10 protein-coding genes are annotated in these 16,179 nt (G+C 68.6%); 4 read left to right on the top strand and 6 right to left on the bottom strand.

Features of this window, described 5'->3' with window-relative positions:
- Positions 1–2: 2 nt before the first annotated feature.
- Entirely contained in the window at positions 3–839 is an 837-nt protein-coding gene (locus tag BIX52_RS07765) for an ABC transporter ATP-binding protein (RefSeq protein ID WP_075220466.1), read from the top strand.
- Positions 836–1,666 carry an ABC transporter ATP-binding protein gene (locus BIX52_RS07760; RefSeq protein WP_075220465.1) on the top strand — a complete coding sequence of 277 codons (831 nt, stop codon included), beginning with the start codon at positions 836–838 and terminating at the stop codon, positions 1,664–1,666. Before BIX52_RS07765 ends, BIX52_RS07760 begins: the two co-directional genes overlap by 4 nt.
- 340 nt (positions 1,667–2,006) lie before the next feature.
- Here the strand turns inward: BIX52_RS07760 and queF are convergent, their stop codons facing one another.
- Together queF and BIX52_RS07750 are read right to left on the bottom strand one after the other, a co-directional pair.
- Complete coding sequence (queF, locus tag BIX52_RS07755) at positions 2,007–2,474, bottom strand: preQ(1) synthase (protein WP_075220464.1); 468 nt, start codon at positions 2,472–2,474, stop codon at positions 2,007–2,009.
- A gap of 27 nt (positions 2,475–2,501) precedes the next feature.
- Positions 2,502–2,903 carry an acyl-CoA thioesterase gene (locus BIX52_RS07750; protein ID WP_083550703.1) on the bottom strand — a complete coding sequence of 134 codons (402 nt, stop codon included), beginning with the start codon at positions 2,901–2,903 and terminating at the stop codon, positions 2,502–2,504.
- 469 nt (positions 2,904–3,372) lie between these two features.
- Between BIX52_RS07750 and BIX52_RS07745 the strand changes: the two genes are divergently transcribed.
- Together BIX52_RS07745 and BIX52_RS07740 are read left to right on the top strand one after the other, a co-directional pair.
- Positions 3,373–8,208 carry a cadherin-like domain-containing protein gene (locus BIX52_RS07745; RefSeq protein ID WP_139312732.1) on the top strand — a complete coding sequence of 1,612 codons (4,836 nt, stop codon included), beginning with the start codon at positions 3,373–3,375 and terminating at the stop codon, positions 8,206–8,208.
- Between the two features lie 157 nt (positions 8,209–8,365).
- Positions 8,366–9,442, top strand: a complete 1,077-nt coding sequence (locus tag BIX52_RS07740; RefSeq protein WP_075220461.1) for an NAD(P)-dependent alcohol dehydrogenase — start codon at positions 8,366–8,368, stop codon at positions 9,440–9,442.
- Between the two features lie 109 nt (positions 9,443–9,551).
- On the opposite strand, the gene paoC is transcribed toward BIX52_RS07740, so the two are convergent.
- The 4 genes from paoC to BIX52_RS07720 all read right to left on the bottom strand — a co-directional run bounded on the left by paoC (position 9,552) and on the right by BIX52_RS07720 (position 16,066).
- Complete coding sequence (gene paoC / locus BIX52_RS07735; protein ID WP_075220460.1) at positions 9,552–11,753, bottom strand: aldehyde oxidoreductase molybdenum-binding subunit PaoC; 2,202 nt, start codon at positions 11,751–11,753, stop codon at positions 9,552–9,554.
- 5 nt (positions 11,754–11,758) lie between these two features.
- Positions 11,759–12,706, bottom strand: coding sequence for an FAD binding domain-containing protein (locus BIX52_RS07730; protein ID WP_075220459.1), 948 nt, complete (start codon positions 12,704–12,706; stop codon positions 11,759–11,761).
- On the bottom strand, positions 12,703–13,377 hold the full coding sequence (gene paoA, locus BIX52_RS07725; protein WP_075220458.1) for an aldehyde dehydrogenase iron-sulfur subunit PaoA: 675 nt from the start codon (positions 13,375–13,377) through the stop codon (positions 12,703–12,705). The genes BIX52_RS07730 and paoA overlap by 4 nt, the downstream gene beginning before the upstream one ends.
- 688 nt (positions 13,378–14,065) lie before the next feature.
- Positions 14,066–16,066, bottom strand: a complete 2,001-nt coding sequence (locus tag BIX52_RS07720) for a methyl-accepting chemotaxis protein (protein WP_075220457.1) — start codon at positions 16,064–16,066, stop codon at positions 14,066–14,068.
- Positions 16,067–16,179 lie beyond the last annotated feature (113 nt).

Here is a 16,179-nt window from a genome sequence, read left to right as displayed (position 1 = left end):
CGATGGCGCTGCTCGAGATCGAGAACCTCTCCGTCAGCTTCGACACCTCCACCGGCCCCTTCAAGGCGCTGGACGGGGCGTCCTACCGGGTGGAGGCGGGCGAGGTGCTCGCCATCGTCGGCGAGTCGGGGTCCGGCAAGTCGGTCGCCATGCTGGCCGTGATGGGCCTGTTGCCGCCGACCGCAACCGTCACCGCCGACGCGATGCGCTTCGAGGGCCGCGACCTGATGGCGCTGGGGGCGAGGGAGCGGCGGGCGATCATCGGCAAGGAGATCGCGATGATCTTCCAGGAGCCGGTGGCGAGCCTCAACCCCTGCTTCACCGTCGGATTTCAGATCGAGGAGGTGCTTACGACGCACCTCGCCCTTCGCGGACGGGCGCGCCGCAAGCGGGCGATCGAGCTGTTCGAGGCGGTCGGCATCCCCGAGCCCGCCCAACGGCTGAAGTCGTTCCCGCACCAGATGTCCGGCGGCCAGTGCCAGCGGGTGATGATCGCCATCGCCATCGCCTGCGAGCCGAAACTCCTCATCGCCGACGAGCCGACCACGGCGCTCGACGTGACGATCCAGAAGCAGATCCTGAGCCTCCTCATGCGCCTGCAGGCCGAGCGGGGGATGGGGCTCATCCTCATCACCCACGACATGGGCGTGGTGGCGGAGACCGCGGACCGCGTGATCGTGCAGTATAACGGCAAGAAGATGGAGGAGGCGGACGTGCTCACCCTGTTCGAGCGGCCGAGCAACGCCTACACCCGCGCCCTCCTGTCGGCGCTGCCCGAAAACGCGACCGGGGTGCGCCTGCCGACCGTGGCCGACTACCGCGAGGAGGTGGCGCCGTGAGCGTCCCGGCACTCGAGGTGCGCGGCGTCACGCGCGACTATCACGTCGGCGGCGGTCTGTTCGGGCGCTCGCGCGTCGTGCACGCGCTGAAGGGGATCGACCTGACCCTGGAGCGCGGCAAGACTCTCGCCATCGTCGGCGAGAGCGGCTGCGGCAAGTCCACCCTGGCGCGCATCATCGCGATGATCGACCCGCCGACCTCCGGCACCCTCGCCATCGACGGGATGCCGATCGACATCACCGCCGGGCGCGTCACCGCCGAGCAGCGTCGCAAGGTGCAGATGGTGTTCCAGAACCCCTACGGCTCGCTGAACCCGCGCCAGAAGGTGGGCAATATCATCACCGAGCCGCTGGTGCTGAACACGACCAAGTCCGCCGCCGAATGCCGCCAGCTCGCGATGGACATGCTGGTGAAGGTGGGGCTGTCGGCGGTGCACTATAATCGCTATCCGCACATGTTTTCCGGCGGGCAGCGGCAGCGTATCGCCATCGCGCGGGCGCTGATCCTCAACCCCCAACTCCTGGTGCTGGACGAGCCGGTGTCCGCCCTGGACCTCTCCGTGCAGGCGCAGATCCTGAACCTGCTGCGCGATCTGCAGGACGAGTTCGGCCTCACCTACGTGTTCGTCAGCCACGATCTGTCGGTCGTGCGCTACATCGCCGACGAGGTGATGGTGATGTACTACGGCGAGGTCGTCGAGCACCGCTCCCGCGACGCCATCTTCGCCGGCCCCGAGCACAGCTACACGAAGACCCTCTTCGCCGCGACGCCGCGAGCCGACGTGGATTCGATCCGCGCGCGGTTGGCGGCGAAGGCGGCGGGGTAGTCCGCCTCATTGAAGGCCGGAGCGACCCGCTTGCGGAAGCGCCTCAGCGAGGGTGTTCCCCCCTCGCGCTCCCTCCGCTTCGCCAGCGGGCAGGCGTTCAGGTGAGAGTGCGAAGAGCACTCTCCCTCTGAACACCTGCATCAAGGCTGGGCCGGAGGGCGACGGCGTCAAGGCCCCGTCCTCCCCGTGCTCGCCCGCCCCCGAGAGGGCGGCCTGTGCGCGGGTCCGGGCGGAACCTTGACCCCGCCACCCTCCGACCGATGACTCGCGATCCAGCGATCCAGCGATCCAGCGATCCAGAGCCGCGAACGCCGCTGCTCCGCTGTCGGCCGTCCCTCCGTCAGCCGCGGCCGCGGTAGGTCGGGACGCCCTGGTCGGGGATCCAGATGTCGGCCGGAGCCGGGCCGGTCTGGTAGAAGACGTCGATCGGCATGCCGCCGCGCGGATACCAGTAGCCGCCGATCCGCAGCCATTCCGGCTGCAAGAGCTCCGCAAGCTTGAGGCCGATCGACACCGTGCAGTCCTCGTGGAAGGCGCCGTGGTTGCGGAAGGCGCCGAGATAGAGCTTCAGCGATTTGCTCTCCACCAGCCACGCCGCCGGAACGTAGTCGATCACCAGATGCGCGAAGTCCGGCTGTCCTGTCATCGGGCACAGCGAGGTGAACTCCGGCTGCGTGAAGCGCACCGTGTAGCGCACACCCGCCTGGGGGTTGGCGACGCGCTCCAGCACCGCCTCCTCGGGGCTCTGCGGCAGCGCCGTCGCCCGGCCGAGCTGCGTCAGGCCGGAATAGATCGTCTCGTCACTCACGGAACACCTCGTCGCTCGCGGGGCGCGTCACTCCGCCTTGCCGCGCGGCTGGTTATAGACCGGGCGCGCGCGCCCTTCCGAATCCAGCGCCACGAAGGTGAAGGTCGCCTCCGTCACGCGCTCGCTGTCGTCACTGTCGCGGCTGCGGCGCCACGCTTCCACGCGGATCTTCATCGACGTGCGCCCCACCGTCATCAGGTCCGCGAACAGCGACACCTCGTCCCCCACCTTCACCGAACGATGGAACTTCATCGCCTCCACGGCGACGGTCGCGGTGCGCCCGCGCGCGGTCAGCGCGGCGATATTGCCGGCCGCAAGGTCCATCTGGCTCATCAGCCAGCCGCCGAAGATGTCGCCCGCCGGATTGGTGTCGGCAGGCATGGCGATGGTGCGGATGGCGGGCGAGCCGGGCGGCGGCGTTTCGGTCATCGTGTCCATGAGGGTCGGGCCTTCGAGGGCCTGTCGGCGTGGTGCGCGAGGCGGAAAGTGTCGAACGTGATCCTAGCCGCCGCCGGGCGCAGAGCAACGGGCATGCGCGCCGATCTGCCTTTCGCTGGTCCGCGAGAGATGGCGTGTGCCTCGCCAGTCAACACGTCGCCCCTACACGTAAAGCGCGATGTCGAGGCGTAAAACTCTGCGAGGGACTGTCTCACATCATGGCAAGTGTTGCCGAAATGCCAAAGGGCGGCGCCTGAAGTCCGCCACATTGCGAGAAATTTTGGAACAAAAATGTGTTCGGCTCGCCAAGCTTGATAGGATCTAACCTTCACGTTCGTGTGCATTGGTCGGATTTTGCTAGCGAATCTCACGAGTCATCCCCGAACGCCGGCGGTCGCCGCGGCCAGGTCCCCGAGGGCTGGTTTTTTCCCGTAGAACGCGAATTCGTGAGGTCGATCCCGTGCCCGGTCCCCAATTGTCCGACGTCGTCGAAACGCTCAACGCCCCCATCGGCTTCGCAACCCGGCTCGACAGCGACGTCACACTGACCCTCGACGGGACAGCCTCGATCGACAGACTGGTCGTCTACGGCGTGTCGGGCGGCGATAGTCTCGCCTTCGCGGCTGACAGCCTCTTCGCGCTGGTGGGCGGGGACATCGTCTACAACGGCGGCACGATCGGGACCGTGAGCCAAGTCGCCACGGTCGTGACCTTCGACCTCGATTCCGGCGTCGCGCTCTCCACCGTCGAATCCCTCATCGAAGCCTTGGAGTTCACGGCGACGACGGACGAGGTTCCGACCCGCAACCTCAATCTGGAAGTGGTGGATACGGACGGCAACTCGACAAACGATGCGGTCGACGACGCGCCGGTGGTCATTGCGGTCCAGGTCGTCGACCCTGGCCCGGTCATCACCAACACCACCGGCAATATCCACGTACCGGGCTATCAGGAGGGTGGCGCCCCCGTCCCGCTCTTCGCCGATTTCACGCTGACCGATCCGGATAGTACGACGCTGACTTCGCTCACCGTCACCAACATCGGCCACGCCCCGGCCGGGGACACCTTCGGCTACGACACCAGCGGCATGTCGGTTCAGCCGGCCGAGGGCGACATCGTCTTCACCTACGACCCGACCTATAACGGGACCACGCTCACCCTCTCGGGCGAGTACTCGGTCGCGGACTATGAGGCCTTCCTGCAGTCCATCACCTTCTTTAACGAAAGCGGTGATCCGACCGCGGGCGGGACACGCAATACCCGCTTCTTCGGCGTCAGCGCCAGCGACGGCGAATACACGACCACGCACCCGGACTGGCAGGGCATGCTCCCGATTGGGGCCGTGAACGATCTGCCGGTGCTGACGGAGGTCGACGATACGCTGGTCGCCGTGGAGCGGACCGACCAGTTGCTCGCCGAAAATGCCGAATTCTCCGACCCGGACTGGTATGGCGGGACCGTGACCATATCGGGCGGCACGGCCGGGGACACGCTGGGTCTCTCCCGCACGGGCGTGTCGGTCTCGAGCGGTGTGGTGACGATCGACGGGGTCGCCGTCGGCACCATCACGGGCGAAGGAACACAGGAGCTGAAATTCGTGCTGGACGGGCAGTCCAGGGCCGAAGACGTCCAGCTTCTCCTGCGCAACGTGTTGATCCGGCTCGGGTCCGACACACCCGAGCCGACGCGCAAAATCACCATCGAGATCACCGACGACAAGGGCGCCTCGATCACGCCCGAGGTGATCACGGTGAACGCATCGCTGCGCGACAGTGCGCCTTATGTCGTCGTCAACCAGGGCCTCACGGTGGACGAGGCCGGCGCCCAAACGATCACCTCCACGCTGCTCGGCGCGAGCGATCCCGACACCGCCGATGCCGATCCGATCTATACGATCACCCAGGCGCCCGCCCGCGGCACGCTTTATCTCGACGCCGACGGCAATTCCGACCTGACCGAGGACGAGGAGTTCGGACTCGGCCAGTCCTTCACCGAGGCGGACATCGCCGCGGGGCGCGTTCACTATGTGCACGACGGCTCCGAAACGACCACCGACGACTTCATCTTCGCGGTGTCGCAGGACGGGGTGGTGCGGACCGGACAGACTTTTTCGATCACCGTGACTCCGGTCAACGACGTCCCCGTCATCGAGGGCCTGCGCGAGACGGCCGAGGTCGACGAGGACGTGGCGCTGGCGATCGACAGCACCGTCTCCGTGAGGGACGCCGACTATGACGGCGACGGGTCTCTCAGTGTTTCGGGACTGGCGGACGGCGACCGCGTTTCGATCGCCGCCGGCGGGGGCCTGACGACGGTCGCCAGCAACGTCTACTATGCGGCGGCGCTGATCGGCACCTTCACCGGCGGCGAAGGCACGGATTTCGTCGTCACGCTGAACGGCTCGGCGACGATCGCGGCGGTGAACGCCTTGATCGCCAGTCTGCAGTTCCGCGCAACGTCGAACGATCCGCAAGCGTCACGTGCCCTCTCGATGGTCTTCACGGACGGCGAGGGCGCGGCGTCCGACCCGGCGGAGATCACCGTCCACGTCACCCCGGTGAACGATGCGCCGACGGTGACCGCGACCGCCACCGACCCGACCTTTACCGAGCCGGCCACTGCCGACGCCGGCACAGCGGTGGCGCTGTTCGCGGGCGTTTCGGCCGATACGGTCGATGCCGGCCAGCTCATCAGCGGCCTGACCATGACGGTGTCCGGCCTTGAGGACGGCGGCAGCGAGCAGATCATCATCGGCGGCGTGGCCGTGCCGCTGACGAACGGGGAGTCGGTCAATCTGCCGGATGCATCCGCCGTCACGGTGAACGTGGCGGGGACCACGGCGACGATCACCGTCACCGGCCTGGAGGCGACGCGGCTGGAGGCGAACGCGCTGATCGAAGGGCTCGCCTATCAGAACACCAGCCAGGAGCCGACCGCCGGAACCCGCACCGTCAGGCTGACGTCGATCACCGACAATGGCGGGACGGCGGCCGGCGGGGTGGACACCGGCACGCTGAACATCGCCTCCACGGTGACGGTGGCTCCCACCGACGATCCGGCAGATGCGGTGGACGATGCCTTCGAGGCGGCATACGGCGCCACGATCGGCGACGGGCTCAGCCTGTTCGGCACCAATCCGGACACCGCCGACAGCGACCGCGACAGCGACCTCGTGATCACCGCGGTCAACGGCGAAGCGGCGAATGTCGGCCAAGCCGTCACGCTGGCGTCGGGCGCGGTGCTGACGGTCAATGCGGACGGGACCTTCACCTATGACGGTGCCGACGCATTCCCGGATCTGGAGCTTTACGCGCCGGAGGACGACACCTTTACCTACACGCTGAACGGCGACGACACGGCGACGGTGACGATCACGGTCACCCGCACCAATGCGCCGCCGGTGCTGACCGGCGACCTCGCGGCGGATGTGGTCGAAGGCGAAAGCGTCACGCTGACCACCGCCGACCTTTATTTCACCGACATCGACGACACGGTGGTGGTGTTCACTGTCAGCGACGAGACGAATGGTGAAGTGCGGGTCGACGACGACGCGGCGACGTCGTTCACGGCGGCCCAGCTCGCGGGCGGGCTCGTCAGCTTCGTGCATGACGGTTCGGAAACAGGCACGGCCTCGTTCGATGTCAGCGTGGAGGACGGGAACGAGGACGAGTCCGCGCCGGTCGCCCAGACCTTCACGCTGGACGTGACGCCGGTGAACGACGACCCGGTCCTCAACGGGCTCGACGGCGACGAGGTGACCTTCACCGAAGGCGACGTGTCGGCGCTGCTCGACATGTCGCAGGACGCCACCGTGAGCGATGCCGACAGCGCCGATTTCGACGGCGGCGGGATCACCGTGTCATTCACCGAGGACGGCCGGGCCGAGGACGCGCTCAGCCTCCGCAGCACCGGCGTCGGCCAGGGTCAGGTGTTCTTGTCGAACGGCACGATCTATGTCGGCGGTGTGGCGGTGGGCTCCGCCTATGGCGGCACCAACGGCCAGGATCTGGTCATCGCGGTTGGCGGGGCACAGGCGACGCCCGAGGCGATTACGCTGATCCTGCGCCACCTCAGCTACGTCAACACGGCCGGAGACGCACCGACGGGCGGTGAGCGGACCGTCGCCGTCACCGTGACCGACGGTGACGGCGGGTCGACGCAGACGGCCGAGATCACGCTCCAGGTCGTCCCCGTCAACGATGCACCGCTGATCGTGACGGACGGCGGCGGCGCATCCGTGGTGGTTGCTGTCAGCGAGGGGCAGACGGCCGTGACCACGGTCGGCGCGACGGATGCGGACGGCGACGCCGTGACCTACGCGATCACCGGCGGCGCGGATCAGGCGCTGTTTGACGTCGACTCGCTGACGGGCGCGCTCGCCTTCCGCGACGGCCCCGATTTCGAAGCGCCGGCGGATGCGGACGAGGACAACGCCTACGTGGTCAAGGTGTCAGCGTCGGACGGGGCGCTCAGCGACACGCAGACGATCACGGTCACGGTGACGGACGTGGACGACAGCGCGGCCGCCACCTTCGGCGACGATCTCATCATCCTCGGCTCCGGCTCGGACAGCGCCAATGGCGGCGGCGGCGACGATACGATCATGGGCGGCGGCGGAAACAACACCCTCGCGGGCGGTCTGGGCGACGACGCCATCACCGGAGGCAGCGGGCGCGACAGGATCACCGGCGGCGCCGGGGCGGATACCCTCGACGGCGGCGGCGGGCGCGACAGCATCGCCGGGGGGCCCGGCGACGACGCCCTGTTCGGAGGCGACGGGATCGACACCGTCGAAGGCGGGTTCGGCAACGACACCATCCAAGGGGACGCCGGCGACGGCGTGTTGAAGGGCGGCGCGGGCGACGACCTGATCCACGGCGGCACCGGCGCCGACGAGATCAGCGGCGGCTTCGGGGGCGACGCCCTTCATGGCGACGTCGGCGAGGACGACATCGACGGCGGGTTCGGCGACGACCTGTTGTTCGGCGGCGCGGACAGCGACACGCTGCAAGGCGGCGACGGTGACGACACGCTGGACGGCGGCGCGGGTGACGACGTGATGACGGGGGCGTCCGGAGCCGACGTTTTCGCGTTCGCGGGCCTCTTCGGCGACGACCGGATCACCGACTACGAGCTCGGCCGCGATACGGTCACGATGGACGGCTACACGGCGGACGATGTGACGGTGACGCAGACCGTGACCGGGGCGATCATCGACACCGACAACGGCCAGTCGATCGAGGTGCGGGTGATCGGCAGCGGCGCGCTGGAGGTGAGCGACATCCTCTTCCTCTGAAGGCGGATCGCGCGGCGAGGCGGAGAGGCCGAGGGTCTCTCGTGCGACCGGCGCCGCGGCGGGCTGCCGCTGCCGCGTTTGACTTCGGGCAAATTCCGGGCCCCGTGCCCGCGCTATTCTCACCTCAGCGTCGAATGACACCTGGGGGAAAAATGCGATGCCGCACATGATGAAAGCCGCGATCTTCGTCGAGCCTGGCCGCATCGTGCTGGACGACAAGAGAGTGCCGGACGTCGGCCCGTTGGACGCGCTGGTGAAGATCACCACGACGACCATTTGCGGCACCGACATTCACATCCTGAAGGGCGAGTATCCGGTCGCGAAGGGCCTCACCATCGGTCACGAGCCGGTGGGGGTGATCGAGAAGCTGGGCGCGGCCGTCACCGGGTTCGAGGAGGGGCAGCGGGTGATCGCCGGGGCCATCACCCCGTCTGGCACCAGCAATGCCTGTCTGTGCGGCTGCCATTCGCAGGACGGTGCGGGGACGAAGCACGGGTTCAAGGCGCTCGGCGGCTGGCGCTTCGGCAACACCATCGACGGCACGCAGGCCGAATATGTTCTGGTGCCGGACGCGATGGCGAACCTCGCCCCGATCCCGGACGGGCTGGACGACGAGCAGGTGCTGATGTGCCCCGACATCATGTCCACGGGCTTTTCGGGTGCCGAGTCGGGCACGGTGAAGATCGGCGACACGGTGGCCGTGTTCGCCCAGGGGCCGATCGGCCTGTGCGCGACCGCCGGGGCACGGCTGATGGGCGCCACCACCATCATCGCCGTGGAGACGGTGCCGGCGCGCATCGCCATCGCGAAGCGGATGGGCGCGGACCATATCGTCGACTTCAAGGCGGTGGACCCGGTCGAGGAGATCATGCGGCTGACCGATGGGCGCGGGGTGGACGTCGCGATCGAGGCGCTCGGCACGCAGGCGACCTTCGGCGCCGCCCTTCAGGTGCTTCGACCGGGGGGCACCTTATCGTCCCTCGGTGTCTATTCGGGGGATCTGTCGTTGCCGCTCGGACCCTTCGCGGCGGGGCTGGGCGACCATACGATCCGCACCACGCTGTGCCCCGGCGGCAAGGAGCGCATGCGCCGGCTGATGGAGGTCATCGCCTCCGGCCGGCTGGACACGCGGCCCCTCGTGACCCACCGCTACAAGCTGGACGATATCGAGGCGGCCTACGACCTCTTCGCCCACCAGCGCGACGGCGTGTTGAAGATCGCCATCCAGCCGTAAGCGAGGGCGGGCAGGATGGGCCGGAGCCGCGGTGGTAACGCCGCGCCTTGCATGAAAAAAGGCGCGGCACCGGAGTGCCGCGCCTTCGTCGGATCGCCGTGCGGCCGGATCAGGCCGAGGGGAGACCGTCGATGATCTTGTCCAGCGTCACCGGATAGTCGCGCACGCGCACGCCGGTGGCATTGGTGACGGCGTTCGCCAACGCCGCCGCCACGCCGCACAGGCCGAGCTCGCCCACGCCCTTCGCCTTCAGAGGCGTCGAATAGGGGTCGGTGGTCTCCAGGAAGATCACCTCCTGCTCGGGGATGTCGAGGTGGACGGGCACCTCGTAGCCGGCGAGATCGTGGTTCACGAAGAAGCCGTAGCGCTCGTCGACCGCCAGCTCCTCCATGAGCGCTCCGCCGACACCCATCGTCATGGCGCCGATCATCTGGCTGCGCGCCGTCATCGGGTTCAGGATGCGGCCGGAGTCGGCGACTGCCAGCATCCGGCGGACGCGAATCTCGCCGGTATAGGCATGCACGCCGACCTCGACGAAGTGCGCGCCGAAGGTCGCCACCAGCGCATCGTCGGACCGGAAGGAACCGAACTCGATCGAGTCCTCGCCGACGATCTCCTCGCCGCCGCCGACCTCGCCGAGCGGGGTGGAGGTGTTGCCGTGCCGAACCATGCCGTCCTCGAAGGTGAGGTCGCCTTCCTGAACGCCAAGGCGCTCGGCGATCGCTTCGCGCAGCGCGACGCACGCGGCATAGACGCCGGCCGTGGCGCTGGCGGCGCCCCACTGGCCGCCCGAACCGGCAGACACCGGATAGGCCGAATCGCCGAGTTCGACGGACACCGCCTCGAACGGCAGACCGAGCACTTCGGCCGCCGTCTGCCCCATCACCGTGTAGGAGCCGGTGCCGATGTCGGTCATGTCGCTTTCGACCCTCAGCCGTCCGTCAGGGGTGAGGGCGACGCGCGCGCCGGACGTCATCACCGGCGCGGGGCGATAGGCCCCCGCGACGCCGTGGCCGATCAGCCACGCACCGTCGCGCGTGGCGCCGGGCGCGGTGTTGCGATTCGACCAGCCGAAGGCCGCCGCGCCGCGCTCCAGACACTCGACGAAATGCCGGTCGGAGAACGGGACATCCGGGTTGCCGGGGTCGACCTGAGTGTCGTTGGCGATGCGGAAGGCGACGGGATCCATGCCGCACTTCGCGGCCATCTCGTCCATCGCGATCTCGAAGGCCATCAGGCCCGCGGTCTCGCCCGGCGCGCGCATGGCGTTGGAGTTGGGCAGGTTCATGTGCGCCGGGGCGTTCACCACCTGGCGGTTCGCCGCGGCGTAGAAGGCCACCGTGGGCAGCGTCGCGTCTTCGCCGCCCGCCTCGGTCAAAGCGTTGGTGGCGTTGTGGTGGCCGATCGCGGTGAGGCGGCCCTGCGCGTCGGCGGCCAGGCGGATGCGCTGGATCGTCTCGCCCCGGTGCGTGGTGTTGTTGGCGATCATCGGCCGCGGCAGCGTGACCTTCACCGGGCGCCCGACTTTGCGCGCCGCAAGGCCGGCCAAGACCGCGTCCGACCGCACGAACAGCTTGGCGCCGAAGCCGCCGCCCAGGTAGGGGCAATCGACGCGCACATTGTCGGCCGGAACGCCGAACGCCTTGGCGAACGACTGGCGGCCCCACTCGATCATCTGGTTGGAGGTCCACAGCGTCACCCGGTCACCGTCCCAGGCGGCGATGGTGGCGTGCGGCTCCATCATCGAATGGGACTCGGCGGGGGTGGTGTAGGTCTCGTCCAGCGTCACGGCGGCGCTGGCGAAGGCGGCGTCGAAGTCGCCGGTCGACTGGGCGGGGTCGGGATCGGTCTCGCCGGCCGCCTCGGGCGTGGAGGAGAGGGTGAAGTTGGCGCCCTCGTCGCGCGCATAGTCGACCTTGAGGAGGTTGGCCGCGGCGCGCGCCTGCTCGAACGTCTCGGCGACCACGACCGCGATCGCCTGATGGTAGTGCAGCACCTCGTTGCCGCCGAAATGGCGCACCGGATCGTAGTCGAACACGCCCTCGATCGGGTCGTGCTCCAGCGTCGTCACGATGCCGATGACGCCGGGCGCGGCCTCTGCCGCGGAGGTGTCGATGCCGGTGATGCGGCCCTTGGCGATGGCCGAGCCCACCGGGTAGCCGTAGACCTGCCCGGAGGCCACATCGTGCCGCTCATAGGCGTAGGCGGCGCGGCCGGTGACCTTCAGCGGCCCTTCCAGGCGGCGGATCGGCTGGCCGACGACCTTGGCCTTGTCGAAGAGATTGTTGCCCGCAGGATTGTTGAATTCCATGAGACTTACTCCTGCGCCTCGGCGAGGACCGCGGCGAGCGTGCGCTCGGACAGGCGGACCTTGAAGGCGTTGTCTTCGGTCGGGTTGGCACCGTCGAGCAGCGTGGACATCACCGCCGATGCGCCGTTCGGCAGGGCGGCGTCCGCCTCGGCCCGGCGCCACGGCTTCGGCGCGACGCCGCCGAGAGCGACGCGGCCCGAGCCGTCCGGCTGCACCACAGCCGCGACCGACACCAGCGCGAAGGCGTAGGACGAGCGGTCGCGGACCTTGTGGTAGAAATGGCGGCCGCCGACCGGGGCCGGGAGCGTCACCGCGGTGATGAACTCGTCCTCGCCGAGGACGGTCTCCACCTCGGGATGATCGCCCGGCAGAAGGTGGAAGTCTTCCAGCGGAATGGAGCGGGTTTCGCCCGCCGCGTTCACCGTCTCCACCACCGCATCGAGGGCGCGCATGGCCACTGCCATGTCGGACGGGTGCGTGGCGATGCACGCCTCCGAGGTGCCGATGATGCCGAGCTGGCGGGAGAAGCCCTCGAGCGCGGCGCAGCCGGAACCCGGATTGCGCTTATTGCAGGGCATGTTGGTGTCGTAGAAATAGGGGCAGCGGGTGCGCTGCAGGAGGTTGCCGGCGGTGGTCGCCTTGTTGCGCAACTGGCCGGAAGCGCCGGCGACGAGGGCGCGCGTCAGCACCGCATAATCACGGCGCACGCGCTCATGGGCGGCCAGGTCGGTGTTGCGGACCAGGGCGCCGATGCGAAGTCCGCCGTCCGCGGTGTCCTCGATCATGTCGAGGCCGAGCCCGTTGACGTCGATGAGATGGGTGGGGGTCTCGATCTCGAGCTTCATGAGGTCGAGGAGGTTGGTGCCCCCGGCGATGAATTTGCCGCCCGTCTCCGCGGCCTGCGCTGCGGCGTGCTGCGGGGAGGTGGCGCGCTCGTAGGAGAAGGCTCTCACGCGTTGTTCTCCGAAACGTCTTGAATGGCGGCGAGGATGTTGGCGTAGGCGCCGCAACGGCAGATGTTGCCGCTCATGCGCTCTTTGATCTCGGCCGCGGTGGGTTGCATGTCGGCGGTGAGGTCGCGGGTCACGTGGCTCGGGATGCCGGCCTTGATCTCCTCCAGCACCGCGGTAGCCGAGCAGATCTGGCCCGGCGTGCAGTAGCCGCACTGATAGCCGTCGTGCTCGACGAAGGCGGTCTGCATCGGCCCCATTTCTTCCGGAGAGCCGAGCCCTTCGATGGTGGTGATCTCGTCGCCCTCGTGCATCACCGCCAGCGACAGGCAGGAGTTGATGCGCCGGCCGTTGACGATGACGGTGCAGGCGCCGCACTGGCCGTGGTCGCAGCCCTTCTTGGTGCCGGTGAGCTGCAGCGTTTCGCGCAGCGCGTCCAGCAGGGTCATGCGGTTGTCGGCGGCAGTGAGCTTCTGCGCGGTCCCGTTGACGGTGAAGCCGACGTCGGTGGCGGCGGCGCGCGGCGCGGCGACACCTGCTCCGGCGGCGGCGCCGGCGGCCGCTGATCTGTCTGATTGGGCGAAAACTTGAGTGGACATGGCAGCCGCGGTCACGGCCGCTCCGCCGACCATGGCGTCACGACGAGTGAAGCTCATGCTCTTTCCTTTGGCCATTAAAATACATTCCTTTGCTGCTGCGCGCCGGGCGAAGGCGGGCATGGCAAAACGCAGGAGGCCGGGTGTCGACGGCGGCCTCCTAGGATCTTGAACAGATCTAACTTCGATGGGTTCGACGGAAAGAGTGCTAAGGCCCATAAATCTCGTCGCCTGGGCACGTCACGGTGCCGAATCGCCCGGCAACGTTGGGGCGAGCGGCCAGAACCGCGGCGGCGTGCCGCAGCTTTCCGCGCGTTTGGCGATGGGGAAGCGCTGGGAGCGCCCGCTGGTGCTTGCCTGCGGGGATGCTGCCATGCAGCCGCCGGGCTCGTCCGGCGGGCTTCGACGGAGGGGCGCAACGTGCGCGGCTGCAGGAGGAAGGGCGGCGGGCTGACGTCGCGGTCGCCCGCGCATCGGCCGCGGCGAGCGGCGGCGCCGATCAGGCCGTGTGACCGCGCGTTTCTTATGCCATCAGCCGGTCCGAGGCGTGCAGCGCGACCGACGCCCGGCCCGGCTGCGCTGGCATGGCGGTTGACGCGCCGCCCGCGCCTCGGGGGGAGCCGGGGCGCGAAGGTGCGGCGGCGGGGGCGCGCCACTGCCGCAGGGCGGCGGTCACCGGAGACGCGGCGGCTCAGCAGGCCGGGTCGCACGCCGCGCGCCACACCAACCGAGGGGGGGCGAAGCGGCGGGCGGGCTTCGAAAGGGTCTAAGCTGCGGTGCGGATGGAGGCGAGGAAGTTCGCCGAACGCTTCGTCAGCTCCTGACCGGTCTGGTCCAGCTCCAGCGTCACACGGCTGACCTCGCCGGCCGCCTCCCCGGTGCGCCCGGCCACCGTGCTCACGTTCTGCGACAGCGAGCGGACACGTTCAGCGCTCGACGCCACCTCGTGTACCGTGCGGGCGATGTCGGTGGTGGTCACCTGCTGCTCGTTCACCGCAGCGGCCACGGCGGCGGACACCTCGTCGACGCTCTTGATCGATTCGGCCACCTGCTGGATGGCGTCCAGCAGCGTGCGCCCGGCGGCATTGAAGCGCTCGATCTCGGAGGTGATTTCCGTCGTCGCGTTGGCGGCGCGCTCGGCCAGCGACTTCACCTCGGTGGCGACCACGGCGAAACCCTTGCCCGCATCGCCGGCGCGCGAGGCCTCGATCGTGGCGTTGAGCGCCAGGAGATTGGTCTGCTCGGCGATCCCGGCGATGAGGTTCACCACCTCCTGGATCCGCTTGCCCGCGACCTCCAGCGCTTCGGCCGACTGGGACGCGCCCTGCGTCGTCGTCGACGCTTCGCTGGCGAGCTGGGCGTTGCGGGCGATCCGCTCCGCCACCTCGCCGAACGAGCTGTTGAGCTGTTCCACGGCGGTGGCCACCGTGCGCACCGCGTCCGCCGCCTCCACGGCCACGCGCGCCGCCTCGCCGGAATCGGACGTGCCGGAGTGGGCCGCATCCTCCAGCGCGTGGGTGCGCTCCTTCAGGATCGTCACGGCGCCGGACACCTTGGTCATTAGATCGGCGACGTCGGTCTCGAATTGCGTCGCGGTGCGCTCGCGCTGGGTGACGACGTCGATGGACAGGCACACACCCGCATCCCGCCCGCCCGCGTTCTTCAGCGGCACGGCGTGGAAGATGACCGTCTCCTCGCCGATCTTCACGGGCTTGGAGTTGCGGCGCGACTGGGCGGCGTTGCGCGCCTCGGCATGAACGTCGCGCGCGGAACGGCCGACCGGGTTGGCCGGGACCTGGCCGCCGGAACCCGCAAGCTGACCGAAAAGGGTGAGCGCCGCGGCGTTGGCGTAGGTGACCGTCTGCGCGCTGTCCGGCTCGACGGTGAGGATCGGCAGGTCCAGTTGCTCGATGATCTGCGCCCGCTTGGTGGCGGTCTCCGACACTTCGGCGAGTTCGATCAGCGCGGCCTGCATGGCACCAAGCTCGTCCTTCCGGGTTTGTGTCATCTCCAGATGCTCGCCGCGGGCAAGCGCGGTCATGTCGTCGGCGGCGCGGCGCAGCGGGCGGAGCTGGCCGAAGCAGAACAGGGCCGAGATCGCGATACCCGCCGCGGCGACACCGAAGGCGATCAGGCTGAGCTTGCCGGTGAAGGCGTTGGTTTCGGCGATGAGCACGGCGTCGCGCACGCCGACATAGAGAATGCCCGCGACACCGCCCGCCGTCTGCGGGATGGACGGGTCGGCGGCGAAGATCGGCTGGTAGAGCGTGCGGTAGGATTTGCCCAGGATGACGGCGGTGCCGAGGAAGGGCTTACCCGCCATGATGGGCGCCATCGCCGCACTCTTGGCGCCCAGCACCGTCCCCACGGCGCGCTCGCCGTTGTCCTTGATGATGTTGGTCGTGCGGCGGACGAAGTCCTTCTGCGCCGGATCGTAGGCGAAGATGGTTGCCGTCTCGCCGGTGATGACGCCGAGGCGGTCGATGAACTCGTGGTCGGCCGCTGCCTCGGTGGCGAAGTCAGGCCACGTCTCAACGGTGATGCGCCGAACCTCGCCGCCGTTGATGTCGATGGTGACGCCGTCCATGGCGGCGGCAAGCTCCATCGCGGCGAGCCGCAGGTTCTGAACCTGGTTGACCTGAAGCCGGTCGCTGACACTGGCTTTCATCGTCACCACAGCGAAACTGGTCAGGGCGACGATGAGGGAGACCATCACCACGACGTTGACGGCGGTGAGTTTCAGCCAAACGGGCAGACGCGCAATCATGAGGAGCCTCGATCAATCTCGCAAACAGGCGGACACAGAACCGCCCGGACGGTGATCGACGATGCTGGGGCCGGACTTGCGCGGGCCGGCCCCGTGCCGAAGGGCGGCCTCCG

The organism is Acuticoccus yangtzensis (assembly GCF_001927245.1).
Lineage (GTDB): Bacteria > Pseudomonadota > Alphaproteobacteria > Rhizobiales > Amorphaceae > Acuticoccus > Acuticoccus yangtzensis.
This window is presented reverse-complemented; position numbering and strand designations above follow the sequence as displayed.

Coding starts and splice junctions, on each gene's coding strand:
- BIX52_RS07765 (WP_075220466.1), top strand. CDS start 3: ATGGCGCTGCTCGAGATCGAGAACCTCTCCGTCAGCTTCGACACCTCC.
- BIX52_RS07750 (WP_083550703.1), bottom strand. CDS start 2,903: ATGACCGAAACGCCGCCGCCCGGCTCGCCCGCCATCCGCACCATCGCC.
- BIX52_RS07740 (WP_075220461.1), top strand. CDS start 8,366: ATGCCGCACATGATGAAAGCCGCGATCTTCGTCGAGCCTGGCCGCATC.
- paoC (WP_075220460.1), bottom strand. CDS start 11,753: ATGGAATTCAACAATCCTGCGGGCAACAATCTCTTCGACAAGGCCAAG.
- paoA (WP_075220458.1), bottom strand. CDS start 13,377: ATGGCCAAAGGAAAGAGCATGAGCTTCACTCGTCGTGACGCCATGGTC.
- BIX52_RS07720 (WP_075220457.1), bottom strand. CDS start 16,066: ATGATTGCGCGTCTGCCCGTTTGGCTGAAACTCACCGCCGTCAACGTC.